Source organism: Vibrio sp. JZG10 (assembly GCF_054064075.1).
The window spans coordinates 290815-310498 of the sequence record NZ_JBSUGE010000004.1 but is presented as its reverse complement, the minus strand read 5'-3'; the positions used below and the strand labels follow the sequence as shown (position 1 = coordinate 310498).

The window sequence follows — 19684 nt, the reverse complement described above, 5'->3', positions numbered from 1 at the left end:
TCTTTAGATTTTAATTAACGAGAACGAATCACTCTCACCATTGAAAGCAGGAAAAGTCCTAACAAGGTCCAAGGCGAACCACTGCCACCTGAACCACCACCACCACTGCTTTCTTTAGTGGTATCAGCACTACACTGATACTGAGCAAAGTGACTCACACCCCACTCTTTCAACACCCCAGAGTTCCCTGACACGCGGTCAGATACTTCGAGACGCCAAGTACCCCAACTCGGTTGACCGACAAGTGCTTGTAACTCCTCGTCATACTGAGCGGTGAAGTAACCTTTAAACCCATTGGTATTGCTTGATTGATGACTAAGTAGCACAACCGATTTACCTTGTGGAGACACAAGCGTCACTTGCAGATCCTGCAGTGAGTCATGTTCGATGTTCAGGTAAACCGCAAACGAATCATCAATCGTGCGTGACTTGTCCGATAGCGTCTGAGAGAACAATCTGTCACCCTGCTCCGGCAAAGCGGAGTTCACTGATTGAGGCTGGATATCGAGCTCTGGCGTACCATTAACCAGCATCAACTTTTCACTCCACTGGTGAGTCTTTAAGCCTTCAGCAAATTGGTAATCCAATGAAATATAGGAATCGAATTGCGTGCCACATGTCAGACCGCTTGGTAACGCCACCTTCATTGAGGTCGAGTCAGAAAGCGTTTCATCAAAGTCGAAAACGGATGCGTTATTTAGCTGCCATTGCCCTTTGATGCTCGCTTCGCGGCCAGTTTGGCTCAGGCTCACTCCCACGCCTTGACCTTGTGCGATGTATCGAGCGTCATAGCGAACGCGAAGAGGCGCTTTAAGTAAGTTGTGTTTGTTGAAGCTGTCCGTCAGAAATTGGGCATAGTCTTTATTTGGGAACAAGGTGTTTGCTGCAAACACGGTCGATTCCGCAAGATCATGCATTTTCACGCCACGACCAATACCGTACATGCCTTCAAGTACAATGGCGTCAAACTCGCGGAACACGTTATCGGTATCATCACCGTATCGTTCAACCGATGCTTTTAGCGCTTGGAACAGTGGCGTTGACCATAACTCGTCGCCTAGTTCACCGCCTACGCTAACGTGCGCTGGATACTCCGAGCTCTCGAAGTAACGCGCTCTTTGGTTCCATAAGCTACGAGTTGTTTTGCGTGTTCCGAACATACCGTCCCAGTTGAACACCGTATCTAACTCGAATTCTTGGCCACGGCGAGCTGCGTCTAAATACTGTGTTCGGTAGCTTGCGCTGCCCGCCCAGTAATCACCAACACCTTCTCCAATCGCGCCAGTATGGCCATACGCCCAGTCGGGAACGATTTGATAGTGAATCCAGTGTCCTAGCTCGTGCAAAATCACATCTGCATCTGCAGCATCTGGAGATACTCCGCCAACGCCTAACATCAGCGCACGCGAACCTATGTAGTAAGAAGAGTTGTCGAGTGCTAAACCACGCCCATCAAAACGAAGCGGTTCGTCAAATAAGTCATAGCTCAAGCTCGATAAGTACTGCAGTGAGCTGTCAAGATGGTAAAACGCCATCAACTGCAAAAAGGCATTGTCGCCAAGTTGAGCGCTTTGCATCGCTTTTACATCCGCAAAAGATTGAACCCCCTCAGGCGGCAAAATACTGCTTGTATCACGCACAGGCTCCGCACCTACCGCAGGTGAAGACAGTAATGCAAGTGCATCCACCTGTTTAACGCGCTCGTTGGCTAGGTAGAACTTGCCACCAGACTGCAAAACTTGAATCTGCTTCTCAACATATTGAAGTGGCTGCGGATAATCCTCTAACGAATTCCAAGCAGAATCAGGCGCAGCTTGTTGTTGCATTGTACGTAAATCAGGATCAAAGAGTGAGACGGGAACCGTTACTAACTCACCAGAGCTCAATGCTGGCGGCTCGGTCACTTCCAATCGAACAGGCAGTTCCAGTTCTCCGGCAGGCATCGCCTCACCATTACGAATCACCGTATCTTCAAGGCTTTTGAAAATACGCTCAACTTGGCTGTCTTGGTTAGTCGACAGCACAATGGTGCGTTGCGGTTGATACTGCCCATCGACCCACACATCAAAGTTGTAATGATCTCCGAGCTGAGAACGAGTTTGATAGCGAAACTTAAGTTCGCCAACGCTAGCGTAATTGGCTTGTAAGTAGCGCAGTGCTTCGGCTTGGTTCGTGACCGTAATAGCCGCGCTAGGGTAATCCCACTCGGCAGCGTTCGTCACTTGAACGCCTGCCAACGCAAGAGAAAGCGCCAAAAGTTTGAGTTTCATGCAGGGCTCCTACTAAAAGATGTACTTCGCGTTAACCGTAAAGTAACGACCTGGTTCCGTTGAGTAGCGTTTGCTCTCATCTGCTATGCCAGCAACGTCTTGGTAGCGAATGTATTCTTTGTCGAACAGGTTGATGATGGTCGCACTCAAACGAAAATCTTTGGTGATTTGGTAACTTGCCCCCAAATCGAACGTGTTCCATGAATCTGTTTGTGCGCACTCGGTTTTTTGTCCAAGTGACGTTTGGCAACTCGGCACACGATCCATCGAACCAGCCCAGTTCCACGTCACGAACGCATTAAAGTCTTGCTGCTGATAGTTCAGCCCAACATTGCCCTCGAAAGGTGTGATGCTACGAACGTACTCGCCTTCGGCGTCCTTTCCGTCAACATAACCAAGCTTGGTACTTAGCTTCCAAGACGATGTGAAAGCATACGCAGCAGAAAGCTCCGCGCCGTAGGTTTCAACACCGTGTAAATTTTGGTATTGCTTGATGTAGTTACCGAAGTTATCTTGCCCTGTGGTAACAACATCGATGAAGTTTTGGAACTTGTTGTAAAACGCAGAAACGTAAAGTTGCGCGTGGCCATTATCGAATTTGTTGCCGATTTCAAACGAGTCCGAAGTTTCAGCCTCTAGGTCCATGTTCGGTGCAATGACAAACGGCGTTAGCGGCACAAAGTCATGGTTTACGAAGCCATACGCTTTGTCGTATTCCGGAGCACGATAACCGTGGTTATAAGATACATAAGCGATGTTATTGGCAAACACTTCACGAGAAATCGATAGGCTTGGAGATACCTCTGAGCTATCCATGTCTTTTAATGGGAAGCCGCCCACTTCACCCTCACCGTCCGGTGTTAGACGGTGCGCATCAAAGCGCAGGCCGCCTGTAATGGTCCATTTATCCAGCTCCACCATGTCTCGAACGTACAGACCAATGTTATAAGCACGAGCAGGAGCGAAAGGTTGTTTGGTCGAAGGCGTTACCCCGTTCCAATCAATCTTGGAATCGCTATCTGTGCGTTCATAATAGTCAGTAGAAAGCTCGATACCGTAAGCCAATTGGTGCTCAGTATTTGCAGCATAAATCGTATTGGTGAAATCACCACGGAAGCCAATTGTTTCGTCAATGAAGGTTTTGTGTTCTAGCTCGCGACGTCTAACAGTCAAGCCATTGTGGTCAACTTGTCTCATTAAACGATTCGTGTCTTCCACCACTTCGGTGTGGCGCCAGTAGACCTTTGTATCTAACTCTTCGAACCACTTGGGGTTAATAGGAGTCATTTCGGCACCAATATAAGCGCTGTACTCTTTTGTCGATTCATCTTCTGCGAAGTCTTCGATATGCCATTTGCCATCCTTCTGTATAGATGGCGAACCTTCCAGGCGTTGTTGGTCTTGCCGATAAAGTTCGGCACGCGCTTTGACCATCACTTCATCATTGAAGAAATGATTGATGGCGTATGACGCGCTGTAACCATCCAAATCGCGGTTGTACAAATCTTGGCTGAAGTTACGCGTCTCTTCACCTTGCCAATACGCCGCGTTGACTAAGCTTTCCGTGTCGCCAGAACGAAATGCCAGATTGCTCGCGCCTTTGTATTTATTGCTGATCCCCGTGTACGTGCCCGTGGCATCAACATAAAAGTCACGATCTTTTAAAAACTCACCCGGCTGTTTGGATTTTAGAATCACAGCGCCACCGATAGCACCAGAACCTAAGACTGAGGAGCTCGCCCCTTTCACTACTTCTAATGATTCCAAATTAGAAAGATCAAACGTATCGCGGCCCACTTTGTCATTGCTGTCATTCGCACCAAAACCGTCTGCTGAGCGAATGCCGTCACGAATGATCATAATGCGGTTACCCGTCATGCCTCGAATCGTGATGTTTTGTGGACGCCCAGCGCCACCCGACACACTTACCCCAGGTTCATGACGCAGCGCATCATAAAGCTCTGTTTCGCCCTTTTGTTCAATCTCTTCGCTAGTGACAACTGCGACGCTGCCTGCTAGTTCAGACATTGGTTGTTCAATCCGATTCGCCGTCACCACGACCTCTTCCATAGAGAAAACGTCAGATTTGGCGTGCACTTGGCTGGCAGCTAGTACCGAAAGTACTGCCGCTGACACTGGGGTAAGCTTCATTTACTGCTCCGCTTTAGATGTTTTAATTAGTGATAAAAGAAAGGCGTATTCTTTTGCTTGTTGTTCTTGCGCTTGTCGTGGGTCCATTTGGTGGCCCGAATTAAAATCGGTCTGCAACAAGTACGGCCCGTCGCGCTCACTTAGCGCGGAAACCTTGGCGAGATACTTGGCGCCTTCCCAATAAGGCACGCGCTGATCGATCAAACCGACTTGAACCAGTATGGGTGGGTAAGCGTCTTTATGAATGTTGAGAATTGGATCGTACGCTTTCATTAGCGCCAGTTGCTCAGATTTGGTTGGGTTACCCCATTCGCCATACTGCTGTGTGGTCAGCGGAAGTGAGGTATCCGACATGCTTGCTACCACATCAACAAAAGGTACTTTAAGCACGACACCTGAAAACAATTTAGGGTCTTGATTAACCGCTCCCGCGACCAACGTGCCACCAGCACTTGAACCGATGGCAAAAATCTCTCTATTGCCGCGTTCGAATGTTTGCAACGCCTTAGCCGCCGCGACAAAATCACCAATAGAATTGGCTTTTTGCACACCACGGCCCTGCTCGTGCCACTCATCACCAAAGTACCCACCGCCGCGAACATGGGCGATAGCGTAAATCACGCCTTGGTCGAGCAAGCTTATGACTTGAGGCATAAAGTACGGTTTCATCGTAAAACCATATGCGCCATAGCCGTAAATCATCACGGGTGATTGAGCGTGTAATTTGTCTTTGCGATACGCCAAAGAGACCGGGACAGAAACACCATCGTGCTTGATAAAAATGCGTTGGGAGACATAACGTTGACTATCAAAATCTTGGTAAGCATCTTGAGAATACAAGGTTTTAGTCAGCGTTTTTACATCGAACTCTTCCCACTGAGGAGGCGTAGTCATCGACATGCTTCGTATACGAATCTTGTTTGATTCAAAATCGCCCAACGTGCTCAACCAAGCGACATTGCCATCCTGTTCCAATGGCAGTATCACTTTTTCCTGACCTTGGTATGAATACACCGTCAATGTCGCTACGTTGTTCGGCTTACTGAGTGCCACAACTCCTGCATCATAAAGATAGAACTGGTCAAGCGGTTCACGAAGGGTAGTAAAGCGTTGCCATGTTGCGCTAAGAGGTGCTAGATCGGTTTGATAAAGTGCAAATGTACCTTCAAGATTGCTGTTGACGTAAACGCGCCCTTTCGCCACATCCGCGTAATATTCCACGCCCGCTTCCGGCACTCTCAGTGAATCGCTTACGGTGCCCGTTTCTAGATCAACAAGCTTCTGCTCTGTGGTTGACTCGTTGTTGCTTTGCAGCACCACGTAACGGCTATCTGCCGCACGGTAGAAAGAAAGTAACCAATCTGATTTGTATTCGTGCCATACAACGGTTTTAGCCAAAGATTCAGTGGAGATGCGTAGGATCTGATGAGGTCGCTGTGTACGCATTTCCTTCGAAACGAGGTAAGCCATCTTACCATCAGGTGAAAGCAATACACCGCTATCGACGTGCGTTGCCAGCTCCGTAGATTGGTCAGAGAGTAAATCTACAACCACGGCGCGATATTGCTCGCTTCCATCAATATCTTCAGTGAAAAGCAACGTGTCTCCGCTTACTTGCCACTGCCCTACTTGATAATACGGATATGCAGATTGACGTTCAGAGAAATCAAATACTGTGTTCTCTTGTGCATACTGGTTCGAACGTGATAGCAACACATAACCACCGTCACGACGCGTTAACGTCCATTCGCGTCCATTTACGATCGACCATGGTTTATCACCTTTATCTGCCACCATGGCTTCCCACTGCGCGAGCAGATCTTGCGTCAACGTCTGATATTTTTTTTGATACTGTTCAGTCTTACGGTTCTGCTCTGTTAGGTAGGTAAGAACTCGCTCATCTTTACGAGCGTCATCTCGCAACCAATTAAAATCATTAACGGCAAAGCAAGAACTAGAGGTAATTATGAGCCCTAAAAAAACATGAGTAAATTTCATATAGAGAGCAAATTCATTTATAAGATTAATACAATGGCGCGTATTCTGCCCTTAAATAAAAATGAGATCAATTATCATTTTCATAATCATGTAAAATTTTTATCTAGCATGTGAGGAAAAACGTTTGCTTGGACCGAGTTGATAAAACTTAATACCTCTCTAAATTAGCGATCTATGCTGTTTATATAAAACCAGATAAATATAAAAGCCTAGCAAACACGTTAGTATAGAAAGACATCATTTCGCCTGGAGATAAGCATAAAAAAACCCGAGTGCGAACACTCGGGTTTTGAAAAACTAAAATCAGTTGAAAACTGGTGCGACTTTTACTCTTCAGAGTTTGGTGCCGCTGGCTTTTTCTTCGGGATGAACACATCATCACCCACTGATACGTTTTTGTAGAAACTCTTGTCACGTTTAACAGGTTTCTTAGCCGACTTCTTCGCTTGAGGGCGTGATTTCTTAGCTGTCGCTTTCTTGTTACGGAAATCTGGCTTAGGTGGCTTCAGGCCTTTGAACTTACCTTTCAGATCTTCGAATACTGAAAACTCAAGATCTTGTTGTAGGTAAGCTTCTACACGTTTAAAGCTATCCCAGTCTTTTGGACCAACAAGAGAAATCGCATCACCCTTGTTACCAGCACGGCCCGTACGGCCAACACGGTGTACATATTCTTCAGTATGCTTTGGCATATCGAAGTTAATGACGTGTGTCACTGTCGCAATATCCAAGCCACGAGAAGCGACATCTGTTGTCACTAGGATCTTGAATACCGCTCGCTCAAACTGGCTCATGATCGTATTGCGTTGAGTCTGGTTCAAGTTACCACTCAATGCTACGGCCTTCAGTTTCTTCTCGTTTAGCTTCGCGGTTAGGCGCTCAGTATCATCGCGCGTCGCCGTAAAGATGATAACTTGGCGATATTCTGCTTCTGAAAGTACGCGATCTAGAATCGCCTCTTTATGATCAAGATGATCACACAAGTAGAACTTTTGCGTGATATCTTTGTGTTCTTCGTTAGAAACACCGATAGCAATACGTTTCGGAGCATTGAGCATTTCAGCCGCAATGTCATTTACGTCTGCGTGATCCAACGTAGCAGAGAACATTAATGTTTGACGGCGACGATGCTTAGCTGCTTTATGAATACGACGAAGCTCTGGTGCAAAGCCCAAATCCAGCATACGGTCTGCTTCATCAAGGATCAGCGTTTCCAAACCTTCAAGGTAAAGCGAGCGGTGCTCTAAGTGGTCAGCCAGACGTCCTGGTGTCGCCACGATGAATTTCGGGTAACGGCGCAGTGCTTTCACTTGATCATTAAAGTTCTCACCACCCAAAATCAATGCAGCTTCATAAGATAGGCCAGCAAGCATAGAGCGAAGCTCACCATACACTTGTTTCGCTAGCTCACGAGTGGGAGCAAGAATAACTGCGCGAGGGTCTTTGGCAGAAAACGATTTTGTCTTTAAAGACTTGTGAAGCATTGGTAATACAAACGCCAAAGTCTTGCCCGAACCCGTTTTCGAAGAAGCCAATAAATCCTTGCCTGCAATCGCAACAGGAATCGCCTGCTTTTGAATGTCAGTTGGTTTTTTAAAATCGTAGTGTTTTAGGTTCTTCAACAATCGGTTGTCTAGGCCTAGATCTTTAAATTGCAAAGTATTCTCCAATAAATCAGTCAGCGTCTGAGCGCTCTGTAATGTCGTTTCCGCTCTAACGCAGCAAAAAAATAAAGCTCGGTATAATACCGCAAATCATAGGAGTATAGATAGAGATCACACAAACTAATTCCCACGGATGAAAACAAAACATCATTTGCGGCTCAATTAAGAACAAACCCTCGCTTTATTGGTCAGCTGCTTGGCTTAAGATTTAGAGAAAAGCGAGCTCAAGGTGCGCCTCTCGTTCTCCAATAAAACTGCGTAAATAGCAGTTATTTGCGCCGAGAAACTTTCATTTGTGTCAATATCGTCTAAATTATTGATATCAGGAACGTGGCAAAAACACCTGCTATGAGAACTGTTGTGGGAATAAGGGAGAGGATAATTCACTTACCTTTGTTAAGCTCAGGTAAAAGTTGACGTCAGGTACTCCATGAAATTCTTGGTTTTTTTTGACTTTTGCTACATCATGTACTGATAAAATGTATCCACATTTAACCTCGCTACTGTATAAAATAATAGTTGGTAGCGAGACTTTCACTATAAGCAAGGAGTTCTTATATGAACAAAACGTTGATCGCAGCTGCAGCAACTTCAGTACTTCTACTAGCAGGTTGTGCTTCTTCTGATGACGCAGCAACAGCAAATGCAGCAAAACTAGACGAACTAAGCAACCAAGTTAGCCAACTAAGCCAAGACGTACAAGCTCTTCAATCTGACGTTCAAAAATCAGGTGCAGCAGCAATGGCTGCTCAAGAAGAAGCTGAGCGTGCTAACGAGCGTATCGATAACATCGCTCAGTCTTACACTAAGTAAGACAAACAAGATAAAAATGTCATTAACTATCAGTTAGTTGCCATTAAAAACAAAAATGGCGATAAAATGGCGACATGTACTATGTCGCCATTTTGTTTTATTGTTGCTATCACTTATGTGACCAGGCTATGTGAAGCACTAAATGGTGAGTCACGCTAAAACCGTTGATTAGTAGTCGAATATATCCAATAGATCTAAATCGAATTCAACACCACGCAAGTCATGTTCATTACACAAGCTTTTTAGCTTGTCATCGCAATACAGTAAGTTACACCCTTGCATCAACGACTTAAAAACGTAATTATCTGCAACACTAGACTCAGCGAACTTGAGCATTTCCAATCCTACCGGATGGCCATCAATGTATTCATGTTTCGTGTGTTCCTTGTCTTCTTCGCCAAAACTCATGACATTGAAAACCTGAAACTTCTCGCCATCAATCACGATAGGTAAAAATTCACCATCTGTTCCAATGTTTGGCTTCAACACTTCAACCGCTCGTGGCGTTAGTACCAGCCATGATCCCCAAACGGATATGTCTGGGATTTTTACCGATGTCTTGTAGTGAGTGGTAAATTCAACACTCTCTTCTACCCAAACATCAGACAGCCCCTTTGCTCTTACAGGCTCATTGAAAAGCCTATCCAACAGGGCATCATCGCCCGCATCTATGGCCCTTTGAAACGGATCATGCTCAAGAACTTTAAAGTAACGATTGAGGTTTCTTACCTGATATATACTCATTAAGCTGGCTTCCAAGATGGAACTTTCTTCATAAGAATTTGGGGAGGATGAGAACCATCCTTTAGCTGAGATTTGATACTCACAACTCTCGCTCTAAATGCGCTTTAATTTTTGCGAATGACAGCTAACCTACTACAACTCATCTCTGATAGTTGTCGCCATGTATGCACGAATGCGTCGGTTTTTTGGGCGTGGTGTAATGCCCCTTGTAGGCTTTCTAACGTAGCTGCCAAATAACATACATTAAATCATTAATGCCGGTACCTTGCAAACAGGCGTTATTCATAACCCTAACACGATCATTGCCCATGATGATATGTTACTCTGCATGGTTAGGCTACGGATCTGCAACAGCATACAAGTTGCTTACCAAGCGAATAGTAGGATAATTCTTTTCCTGTATCAGTTCGTAACGAGACTTGTCTTTGCTATCGTCTTAATACGCTTCCAAATCTGCAAACAACAGACTCAAGTGGTGTTTTCTATGGGTATATTATCAACACTACGGTGGTATGAGGCTTGGATATCCCGGTTGAGGGAGCAAATGAAATGGAAAAGCATTACTTCAAAGAGTATCGTTAAACTTACTTAGGGAATCCTCCGAAGTCGAAGGTAAGCTAATCACTGATAGACTTTTGGTCAGATATTGCACTTGATTTTAATTTTTATGTCTCGTGTTTAAGGGGATATTGGTTTACGGACATGCTGGAGTCGCTCACACCTTAAAGCTGCAGGAGTTATGCAGATAAAAGAAATTTATGTAGACTTCTAAGTTTATAAAAAGGTACTTAAAATGTATAAAAAACTAATCATTCTTAGCTCACCTGTTCTTTTGGCAGCGTGCGCTGCTCCGCAATATACAGCAGAAGCAATCTCTGAACAATTCCAAAGCACAGAAATTACTATTATAAAAGACGACGCAACACGAGACATTTTCTTAGATTCAATGCAAGAATGGTGTTTGGATACAGCTCATAAATGCACTGTTGTGAGCACTGGAACTCCTCCTAAAAGCTCTGAACTGACACTTATTTATGTATCTCGCTGGAGCTGGGACTTTAGAACGTTTATTGCAGATGCCCGAGTTAATGCATATAAAAATAACGATAAAGTTGGTCAAGTCGAGTTCAAAGCACCAAACAGTGCCAATACCAACAAATGGGGAAACGACAATAAACGAATAATCACTATGATGGATTTGTTATTTGGGAAACAAACGGTCAGTGAAGCTCAGTTCAAAATTAAATCAGGCGAAATGTAGCTTTACAACAAACTAGTCGAGCGTCGTATACACTAGAGCACGCGTTGATTTCTCATTGGTACGCATGTGTAAGGATAGAATATGAGATCTTCAAGCAAGGGACACTAGATGGGTTGTGCGGAGTCTATAGCATTAGAAATTCAGTCCCAATCATTAACAAGTTAAGTATGGAAAACTCTCAAGTATTGTATGATGACATTATTTCCTATTTAGATAGCACTAAAAATTTATCTAGAATGATCCACTGAAGGATTGAATATCAATGTCATGGGGGAGGTGATGAGTAATGTCAAATCTCTAAATATAGAACGTGAAATGCCTTTCAAAGGATGGGGAGAAGTAAGTCTCGATGAGTTTGGGTCATCAATGCAAAGTTTCTTATCCGTCCCTAAAAATACTATATTAGTAGCTTTAAATGGCGTATATAATTACAGAGGTATCAGGCAAGAGAATTACCTTCTTTGACTCTGGTGAAATCAGGTATATAAACCGTATTAATTGCACCACACATGCCCCTACGACAAGAAGACACCCAATATTACCGACGCACTCGTATTTCTTATCTTAGCAATAATTATGTGTGAGCAGTGTCGTCAATCAATTGTTAAAGTAGAAAATGAAAAATAGGCTTCTCAGTCCTGTTTTAATCTTAGTAAGTATTTATTCCGCAGGAAGCGCGGCAAACGAAGGTCTAAATATTCAATTTTTTGACGCAGATGAACAAGGTTGTGCTAGTGTAGCTTGTAAAAATATTATTGAGCCTGAAAGTCTTAACCAAGCGAACGACTTCCCTGAAAGAAAAGGAAATGAAACTTTAGACGAAATAGGCAATGCTTTGTTTACGCTCGGTCAAATGGGCTTAGCTGAAAACTTACAAGAAGGACCAATAGCACAGACAGGTCGAGATTAAACAAACCTTGGACCCATTTGACGATTCTTGAAGTGATATATGCGCCTGTACCCTCTTACTGTGATTTTGTATACTCCTATAAAACTACCTGAGGTCACGATCACTTCGGCATATCTGGTTAACACTAAATTCATCGCCGTAGCCAGCACCAAACCACAGCCTTTTAATGAAGCACTCGCTGCTCAGCTCCACGGCTTTAGTCCACTCTTTTGAATCAGTGGTGTAAGCTTGAGAGTGAATCAAAGACAATTGCTTTACATTTACATGCTTTGCGCCACCGACACGTTCTGCCATAATGGTGCACTAAATGACTAAGCAGTGGCAAATTCCTTCTTATCCTACTAATTTACCAGTCTCGGCCTGGTAATCGCTCATTTTGCGCAAGAGCTTTAACGTCGAACCGCTCAAAGGTCTTGGTAAAACCTTGCTGACAGCCAGCATCTTTCGCATTCTAAAAGGCTTACTTTACACGCTTGCGAAACATCGCTTCAGTTCCCCAGAGAACTGAATAATATTCGCGTCCCACTCCATCAAGTTTAACACTTTTTCGCTACAGGTCATCGGGTCGACTTGCTTGACGGGAAACTACAACAAATCACGAATTTTGGTCATACCCCAAAAATGTATCATTACTCCAAAAGTAAGACCCTTTGAGTATTTCTGATGTCGTGCTGCCGTCTTGCTACCAACGCGCTGAGAGTTCTCCCAACTCTAGAGGATGCTCACTTCGCTCAGCTATTCGTAATTCCCCGAGCAGCTGACTCAACTCACTGACGATGTTTTTCTGAACCGTATCATTGACCGTGAAGCGAACCGATTCCACCTCTAATACATGGTTGTGCAGCTCGGTCGACGGTGAGACATACTAAAGGGATTGTTTTTAAGGTATTGAAATTAGTTATTAAGTGTTAATTTTACTGGATTGTAGAGTGCTCTACGCATTAAACTAAGTAAGATTTGATACCGCGTCTTAACGCCTGTTAAGGCGCGGTTATTTCGACAGGAACCCCATTCTGTGCGGCAATCGCTGCTTTAGCCTTCACATTTTTCAGTCCGAACTCATCCAGCCACCACTTTAACTCTTTTGGTACCTGTAGGTGATCTTTCTCACCATTGCTGCGAGTCAATGGCTCATGTGCCTCTAAAAATACACTTCTGTCCGGCTCTAGTGATACTTTCACTGGTTGGTTAATGATATTCACTTCTTCACCGTTACGAACTTTTTCAAACAACCATTCAATGTCGCTTGGGTCCATACGAATGCAACCTGCACTCACGCGCATGCCGATGCCGAAATCTTTGTTGGTACCGTGAATAAGGTACTCGCCATTTCCGTAGGCTAAACGCAATGCAAACATCCCAAGTGGGTTGTCTGGACCGGCAGGTACAACGGTTGGCAAGTCAATGCCCTTCGCTTTGTACTCGGCACGAATCGAGGCTGGCGGCGTCCACGTAGGGTTTGGACGCTTTTGGCTAATACGCGTTGTCATCACCGGGGTGTCTCGCCCAATTCGCCCGATTCCCACGGGGAATACATGCACAATATCTTCCCCTTTCGGGAAATAGTATAAGCGCAATTCCGCTAAATTGATGACAATGCCTTTGTGGGGTACATCTGGGAGGATCAGTTGTGTTGGAATAGTAAGAACGTGTCCCTCTTCTGGCAAGAAGGGATCCACGCCTTTATTTGCCGCCATTAAACCTAGCATCCCGACATCGTAGTGCTTGGCAATATTTGCCATGGTTTCGCCTTCTTGCACGACGTGGTTTTCAAGGCGACCAATTAAACGACTGCCATCCTCTGGTAGCTCGTACATTTTAGCGAATGACAAACCACTCGCTAAAGATAACGATACAGATAACAGCGTACGTTTTGCGAAACTCATTGATCGCTTTTTGCTAAGCATTTCACTTTATTCCTTGGCACTTTTAAAGAGCCGTAAGGTTATCTCTCTTTCTGTCTTGTGATCAACCATCGGCTTGTGATATTCCAGTAAAGAAAATCCCTCCCAAGTCCAAGGTTTATGGATGTATTTGTTTGGCACACTTTTGAGTTCAGGCACCCAGTGGCGCACGAATTGGCCATCAGAATCAAACTTCTCACCTTGGCTTATCGGGTTGAAAATACGGAAGTACGGCTGCCCATCACAACCCGTCGATGCAGACCACTGCCAACCACCATTGTTTGCTGCGAAATCGCCGTCCACCAGCTTACTCATGAAGTACGCTTCGCCCCAACGCCAGTCAATGTGTAAATCCTTGGTGAGAAAGCTCGCGACAACCATGCGAAGCCTGTTATGCATCCAGCCTGTTTGGTTGAGCTGACGCATTGCTGCATCGACGATCGGGTACCCTGTCGCTCCTGTCTTCCATCGCTCAAAAGCCTGCTCATCATAAGACCATTGAATTTTATCTTCCCAGTCGATAAAGCCTTTGCCTTTAACGAGCTTTGGTTCGAAAACCAACAGATGCTGATAAAACTCACGCCAAATGATCTCACTCAACCAAGTTGCTTTTCCTTCTGTTAGGTCATTTTGTTGGTTTTCAGCATACAAGCGAGCAATACATTGCCTTGGTGACAATGCACCAATCGCAAGATAGGGAGACAGTTGACTGGTGCCATCAATAGCCGGAAAATCTCGATCTTCCTTGTAAGCATCACTGCGCTCACGAGCAAATTCCCTAAGCTGCTTTAAAACATCATTGGTCGAAGTAAACCAATTCTCGCTGGACTCTCGAGGATAGCTAAACGTGAAGTCTGAACTAAATCGAATCGGCTCTAATTGTTCCAATATTTTGCTGCTTAGCGGCGCTTGTTCTTGAGGCTTTGTTACCGTTGGCATTTGAAACTGCGTCAACCAAGCACGTTTGAATGGTGTAAATACCTTAAAATACTCACCTTGCTTATTGAGAACCGTCATTGGTGGGTGCACACATTTGTCGTGAAACAGTTCAAAATCGATATCATTGGAAGCTAGCGCCTCACTCACTTGTGCATCGAGCTCTCGTTCATTTACTTCATAGTGAATATTCGCCATAACAGACGTTGCTTCAAGTGTTTTCGCCCATTCACTAATCACTTCGGTACAATCAGAAAACGACGGCACCTCTTTATATAAAAAAGGCACATTCAGGCTTTCCAACTCGTCGTTGAGATACTCTAAACGACGAGCAATGAGATCCGCCTGCATCGGCGCCATGTGGTGTTCTCGCCACTGCTCTGGCGTCGCGATGAAACAAGCGACAACAGGCTGACCTGAATCTAACGCCGCTTTAAGTGCGGTGTGGTCTAACGTTCGTAAATCACGTCGAAACCATACTAAGATCATGGTGTCTCCTTCGTTTCGTCTATTCTGTTAGGTGCAGTTTCTCAATCACTTCAGAACATCCAATACGTTCGCCAAAACGTGTTTGAAGCATTTTGATAGACTCCACTTGCTTAGCTGCCAGCGCTTTATTGGAAAACAGGTAAATAAGCGAGTAGCTATCAACAACTTCGTGCTCCAGTAAACCAGAGACATCATCAACTTTGTCGATCAACGTCGTGTGATACCCTTGCTCACACAACTTCGCTGCTTGAATCCAGCTCTCTGCTTCCCTATGTTGTTCAAAGCTGATAAGCAAGCACTTCCCTTTGGAAGCGGCTTTGTTTTCAGAGTCGATAACAAGGGCAAGACGAGTAATCAAACAAGTTTGAAATAACCCCATCTGCAACGATCTCAGCGATCCTTTGACCATCTCCAGCGCGTCAAATACAGGGTCAATAAATTGTTCAATAACCAAGTTCAATGGATACTCTTTGAGAACAGAAGCAAGTAAGCTTTCCGCTTTGCCTCGATTCAGTTTCGAAAGTGCTGATAACATGGTTTCTACTTCTTCGAGAGTACGAACTTCATTGTTGACTTCTACGTCCGCACTTTTTCCCAAAAGTCCCTTTACTTTACCGATGGCAATCCCCTTCGCGAGCCAACTCTGGACTTCACGAATCGTATCGAGATCTTGCTGTCGATAAAGTCTGTGCCCTTTTTCTGTTCGCTGAGGCTGGATCAAATTGTATCTTCTCTGCCAAGCTCTCAGCGTAACTGGCTTCACACCCGTGATTTCTGCGACATCTCGGATCGCGTATAGTTTTTCTTCTGAACTACAAACCATAGCGTAATCTCATCTCCTGCGGATACGGTTCTAAAAACTTCTGTTTTGCTAAATACTCATCTGGGTAAGTGTTTAAGTAGTGCTTAATCAATGTCAACGGTGCTAATAATGGCAATGTACCAGTGCGGTAGTCATGAATTACTGTTGCTAATTCTTCTTTTTCGTCTTTAGTTAAAGCGCGCTTAAAATACCCTTGTAAATGCATTAGTACGTTAGTGTTGTTTTTTCGGCTAGCACGATTCGCAAGTGCCTTCATAAGACCTAAGCGATACTCTCGATAGAATTCTTCGATTTCATAGCTAGCGACATCGGCAACTAAACGACCAAGAGAGCGGTATGACTCAGGGTGATGCGCCATCAAGGTCAACTTATAGCGCGAATGAAAATCGATAATTTTGCCTCGAGTTGGCTCTCCGTCCATCGAGTCATAAAAGTCGTTCAGGCAAAATACTCGGGTAATAAAGTTTTCTTTTAATACAGGATCGTTGAGTCGGCCATCCTCCTCGACGGGCAACCAAGGCATTTTTTTCATCAGCGTTTGTGTGTACAAGCCGACGCCCTCTTTCGCTGCGTTATTTTTGCTATAAACCTTGACGCGCTCCATACCGCAAGTTGGAGACTTGGCACAGACGATGTAACCGCAAAGTTGCTCGCTTTGTAGTTCCTCCACTTTGTTAGCAGAGTAAGCAAGCATATTATCGGTATGGTCATTTTCTGGATTTTTAGTTTCTACCAGCGCCACACGCTCTTCTTCGGAAATCAAACGAATTGTTGGTCGCGGCACTGGCATTCCGACGCCCACTTCGGGACATACCGAAACAAAGTCAAAATATGGGCTGAGCTCTTTAGTCACAAAGTTACTTACTTTATGACCAGAGTCAAAACGAACTCGTTCACCCAAAACACAAGAACTGATACCTACTTTGATTGAAGATTCCATGATGACGCATCCCTATACAAAATGTTTTGTTGTATAACTTATAGCAAGGCTTTTCAGATTGTACAAGAAAATAAATTGTACAATTTAATCGTTTTACTCTTCTCAAGAGCATTTCGATCAGCGCTTTCTCAAAAGTTTTTGATGTTCTCAGAGTCCATTTTGTGCGCGCAATCGACAAATCGCTCAAAAGCGAATCGATTGCTCTTTTGCTTTCAACAGATTTAGTTATCAATGATGTTCATGGTTTCTAAAAGCGTGGTTTTTGTGACTAAGCTCTCAAGGGGCCACTGTACGTCCCGATATTATTGCTTCAACGAAAACGAACAAGTTCAACAGAATTGGTAATAGCGTCCTATACTAGAGGCGTTTTATCAAAACAAAACTTTGGAGAGCACTTATGGCAACCCCACACATCAATGCACAACCAGGTGATTTCGCTGAAACGGTTCTAATGCCAGGCGACCCTTTACGTGCTAAATACATCGCAGAAACGTTTCTTGAAGATGTGAAGCAAGTTTGTGACGTTCGTAACATGTTCGGCTTTACTGGCACTTACAAAGGCAAAAAAGTGTCTGTTATGGGTCACGGCATGGGTATCCCTTCTTGCTGTATCTACGTACACGAGCTAATCGCAGAATACGGCGTGAAAAACGTAATCCGTGTAGGTAGCTGTGGTGCGGTACGTGACGACGTTAACCTAATGGACGTTGTTATCGGTATGGGTGCTTCTACAGACTCTAAAGTAAACCGTATCCGTTTCAACAACCACGACTTCGCTGCAATCGCTGACTACGGCCTTCTAGAAGAAGCGGTAAACCAAGCACGTGCTCAACAAGTACCAGTGAAAGTTGGTAACGTATTCTCTGCAGACTTGTTCTACACACCAGAAGCTGACATCTTCGAGAAGATGGAAAAACTAGGCATCCTAGGTGTAGACATGGAAGCGGCTGGTATCTACGGTGTTGCTGCAGACCTAGGTGCGAAGGCGTTAACTATCCTAACGGTTTCTGACCACATCATCCGTGGCGAAAAACTAAGCTCAGAAGAGCGTCAAAAGTCGTTCAACGACATGATGAAAGTTGCGCTAGAAACCGCAATCAACATCTAAGAACAAGTAGTAAGTAATAATTTGCAGCCAGAGTTATTGCTGGCTGCCCGAATTATCCCGAGGGGGCGATTGTGTCTAACGGCGAACTGCCAAAAGACGCAGATGGGTTACAACTCAACTTTTGTAAAACATTGGCGTGTGACAACTTTGGATTGAGTGATGCAAAGCGTTACGTTCTGCAACATGCTAACCCTAAACGTCCGGCGATGGTATGCCGTGAATGTGGAGCTTTCCCCCCCTTACTTAACAATCGCGATGTCGTGAACGAACTTCATCGCCTGCGACACGTCCACAGTGACGGGTTGCCTGCGTGCCGCAATGATGATTGCGAGAACTTTGGACTATCCGTCCACACACATAAACACCTCTACCACGCTTTCGGTTACAGTGGTGATCGTCAACGTTACCGTTGTAAAGCGTGTCAAAGTACCTTTGTTGATAAATGGTCAGGCGCGAACAAAAAGCTACAATTCCAAGAGAATTTAATGGGCTTATTGTTTACTGGTTACTCTGTACGCGAGATCTGCCGAAAACTCAGTATCAACCCGAAAACCTTTTACGACCATGTTGATCATATTGCGAGTCGCTGTCGCCGTAAATTAGCCACTATTGATGCTCGTTGGGTAAACCACGCAACGCACTATGAATTGGCCTCAAACTATGTTGCATTGCAGCCAAACAGCAATAATGGTGTCTACTGGATTGTTTCTGGTGAAGCCCACTCAGGCTATATTCTTTGTCAACATGTGAACTATTCTGCTGATGAAGAGCCAATCGCCACGCTAGACCATAACCCGTACGACGAGGTCTCTCGTTTTGTTTCCCAAGAGTACACAGCGGAAGCAAGTGAACCGCCAGCGGAACCTTCGAACCTCCTGCGTGAGCGTATTGACCAAAAATACCAAACCATTTTGGCTCGCGGTAACGTGGAAGATCCTCTTGGTAATCTTTCTGTATTCCATTACCCATCTAAAGGTGCATTAGTTCGTCCGCCTTACACATCATACGCTCATTACCTGCATGTACTTGATATGTGTTGCCCCAACAAACGTGTATCTCTATATATGCCTCAAGACCCCCTACTACGTTCGGCAGCACTGAGCGTTTGTTTGTCTCGAATTAAAGAGAAAAATGTCGACTTGATGTACGTAGAAGAAGACGCAAATTGGGACATGAGCACACCTTTTGGCAAGGTCGATATCGCCTATATGAGCTGGTGGCGAGATCGCTGGGCGATCTCCACTCAAGACGAAAGCCACAAAGGCATTTGCTACCTTGCTGGTGATAGAAATGAGCCCGAGAAATGGTTTAACGTTGCAACAACTCGCCATGTGCAGTTCTATCAAAATCGCTTCCAGATCCTTTTCGAAAGCTTCATTAACGAGCCACGTCGCAAATTACGACCTGCTGGAATTTTACCTCTTTTAGATATATTCAGAGCTTGGCATAATTTGTGCTATCAGGATAAGCAGGGTCTTACCGCCGCACAAAGGCTAGAAGTCACTGATGCTCCTTTGACCATCAAACAGCTCCTATCGTAACTATTGGCATTTAGATGTAGTAATTAGGGGCTGTGACAGTATACATTACGGCACCTAATCTTTACCAAAGCGTTATCCGCATCGTTTTGGTAATAAAACATGCATCTAACCACTTAATATTAGGTGTGAATT

Annotated in this window: 15 protein-coding genes; 5 read left to right on the top strand and 10 right to left on the bottom strand. The window is 44.7% G+C overall.

Annotation, left to right across the window (positions count from 1 at the left end):
• Positions 1-14: 14 nt before the first annotated feature.
• The 4 genes from ACWYVB_RS08325 to ACWYVB_RS08310 form a co-directional block, all read right to left on the bottom strand.
• A complete protein-coding gene (locus ACWYVB_RS08325) occupies positions 15-2270 on the bottom strand; it encodes a proprotein convertase P-domain-containing protein (RefSeq protein ID WP_457528683.1) in 2256 nt (751 codons plus the stop codon).
• Positions 2271-2282: 12 nt separating this feature from the next.
• Complete coding sequence (locus ACWYVB_RS08320; RefSeq protein WP_457528681.1) at positions 2283-4421, bottom strand: TonB-dependent hemoglobin/transferrin/lactoferrin family receptor; 2139 nt, start codon at positions 4419-4421, stop codon at positions 2283-2285.
• Positions 4422-6419, bottom strand: coding sequence for a prolyl oligopeptidase family serine peptidase (locus ACWYVB_RS08315; protein ID WP_457528680.1), 1998 nt, complete (start codon positions 6417-6419; stop codon positions 4422-4424).
• Positions 6420-6745: 326 nt separating this feature from the next.
• Positions 6746-8089 carry a DEAD/DEAH box helicase gene (locus tag ACWYVB_RS08310; protein WP_047009779.1) on the bottom strand — a complete coding sequence of 448 codons (1344 nt, stop codon included), beginning with the start codon at positions 8087-8089 and terminating at the stop codon, positions 6746-6748.
• A 552-nt stretch (positions 8090-8641) separates the two neighbouring features.
• On the opposite strand from ACWYVB_RS08310, the gene ACWYVB_RS08305 reads away from it, so the two are divergent.
• Positions 8642-8896 carry an Lpp/OprI family alanine-zipper lipoprotein gene (locus tag ACWYVB_RS08305; protein WP_005375145.1) on the top strand — a complete coding sequence of 85 codons (255 nt, stop codon included), beginning with the start codon at positions 8642-8644 and terminating at the stop codon, positions 8894-8896.
• A 168-nt stretch (positions 8897-9064) separates the two neighbouring features.
• Here ACWYVB_RS08305 and ACWYVB_RS08300 read toward each other — a convergent pair whose 3' ends face one another.
• Positions 9065-9640: a hypothetical protein gene (locus ACWYVB_RS08300; protein WP_457528677.1), complete on the bottom strand. Its 576-nt coding sequence runs from the start codon at positions 9638-9640 to the stop codon at positions 9065-9067.
• 793 nt (positions 9641-10433) lie between these two features.
• Between ACWYVB_RS08300 and ACWYVB_RS08295 the strand changes: the two genes are divergently transcribed.
• Together ACWYVB_RS08295 and ACWYVB_RS08290 are read left to right on the top strand one after the other, a co-directional pair.
• Positions 10434-10901 (top strand): Sbal_3080 family lipoprotein, encoded by a 468-nt coding sequence (locus tag ACWYVB_RS08295; RefSeq protein WP_256894830.1) that lies wholly within the window; start codon positions 10434-10436, stop codon positions 10899-10901.
• Positions 10902-11517: 616 nt separating this feature from the next.
• Positions 11518-11811 carry a hypothetical protein gene (locus ACWYVB_RS08290; RefSeq protein WP_256899171.1) on the top strand — a complete coding sequence of 98 codons (294 nt, stop codon included), beginning with the start codon at positions 11518-11520 and terminating at the stop codon, positions 11809-11811.
• Between the two features lie 84 nt (positions 11812-11895).
• Here ACWYVB_RS08290 and ACWYVB_RS08285 read toward each other — a convergent pair whose 3' ends face one another.
• The 5 genes from ACWYVB_RS08285 to ACWYVB_RS08265 form a co-directional block, all read right to left on the bottom strand.
• Positions 11896-12105 carry a hypothetical protein gene (locus ACWYVB_RS08285; protein ID WP_256894828.1) on the bottom strand — a complete coding sequence of 70 codons (210 nt, stop codon included), beginning with the start codon at positions 12103-12105 and terminating at the stop codon, positions 11896-11898.
• A gap of 686 nt (positions 12106-12791) precedes the next feature.
• Complete coding sequence (locus tag ACWYVB_RS08280; RefSeq protein WP_005394922.1) at positions 12792-13718, bottom strand: L,D-transpeptidase family protein; 927 nt, start codon at positions 13716-13718, stop codon at positions 12792-12794.
• Positions 13719-13724: 6 nt separating this feature from the next.
• A complete protein-coding gene (gene phrB, locus ACWYVB_RS08275) occupies positions 13725-15140 on the bottom strand; it encodes a deoxyribodipyrimidine photo-lyase (protein ID WP_457528675.1) in 1416 nt (471 codons plus the stop codon).
• A gap of 19 nt (positions 15141-15159) precedes the next feature.
• A complete protein-coding gene (locus ACWYVB_RS08270) occupies positions 15160-15963 on the bottom strand; it encodes a MerR family transcriptional regulator (protein WP_047009571.1) in 804 nt (267 codons plus the stop codon).
• Positions 15953-16903 carry a YbgA family protein gene (locus ACWYVB_RS08265; RefSeq protein ID WP_065646347.1) on the bottom strand — a complete coding sequence of 317 codons (951 nt, stop codon included), beginning with the start codon at positions 16901-16903 and terminating at the stop codon, positions 15953-15955. Before ACWYVB_RS08265 ends, ACWYVB_RS08270 begins: the two co-directional genes overlap by 11 nt.
• 397 nt (positions 16904-17300) lie before the next feature.
• Here ACWYVB_RS08265 and deoD point away from each other — a divergent pair, with 397 nt between their 5' ends.
• A complete protein-coding gene (gene deoD / locus ACWYVB_RS08260; RefSeq protein ID WP_005394915.1) occupies positions 17301-18011 on the top strand; it encodes a purine-nucleoside phosphorylase in 711 nt (236 codons plus the stop codon).
• 71 nt (positions 18012-18082) lie between these two features.
• Positions 18083-19552 carry a hypothetical protein gene (locus ACWYVB_RS08255; protein WP_005394913.1) on the top strand — a complete coding sequence of 490 codons (1470 nt, stop codon included), beginning with the start codon at positions 18083-18085 and terminating at the stop codon, positions 19550-19552.
• The last annotated feature ends 132 nt before the right edge of the window (positions 19553-19684 follow it).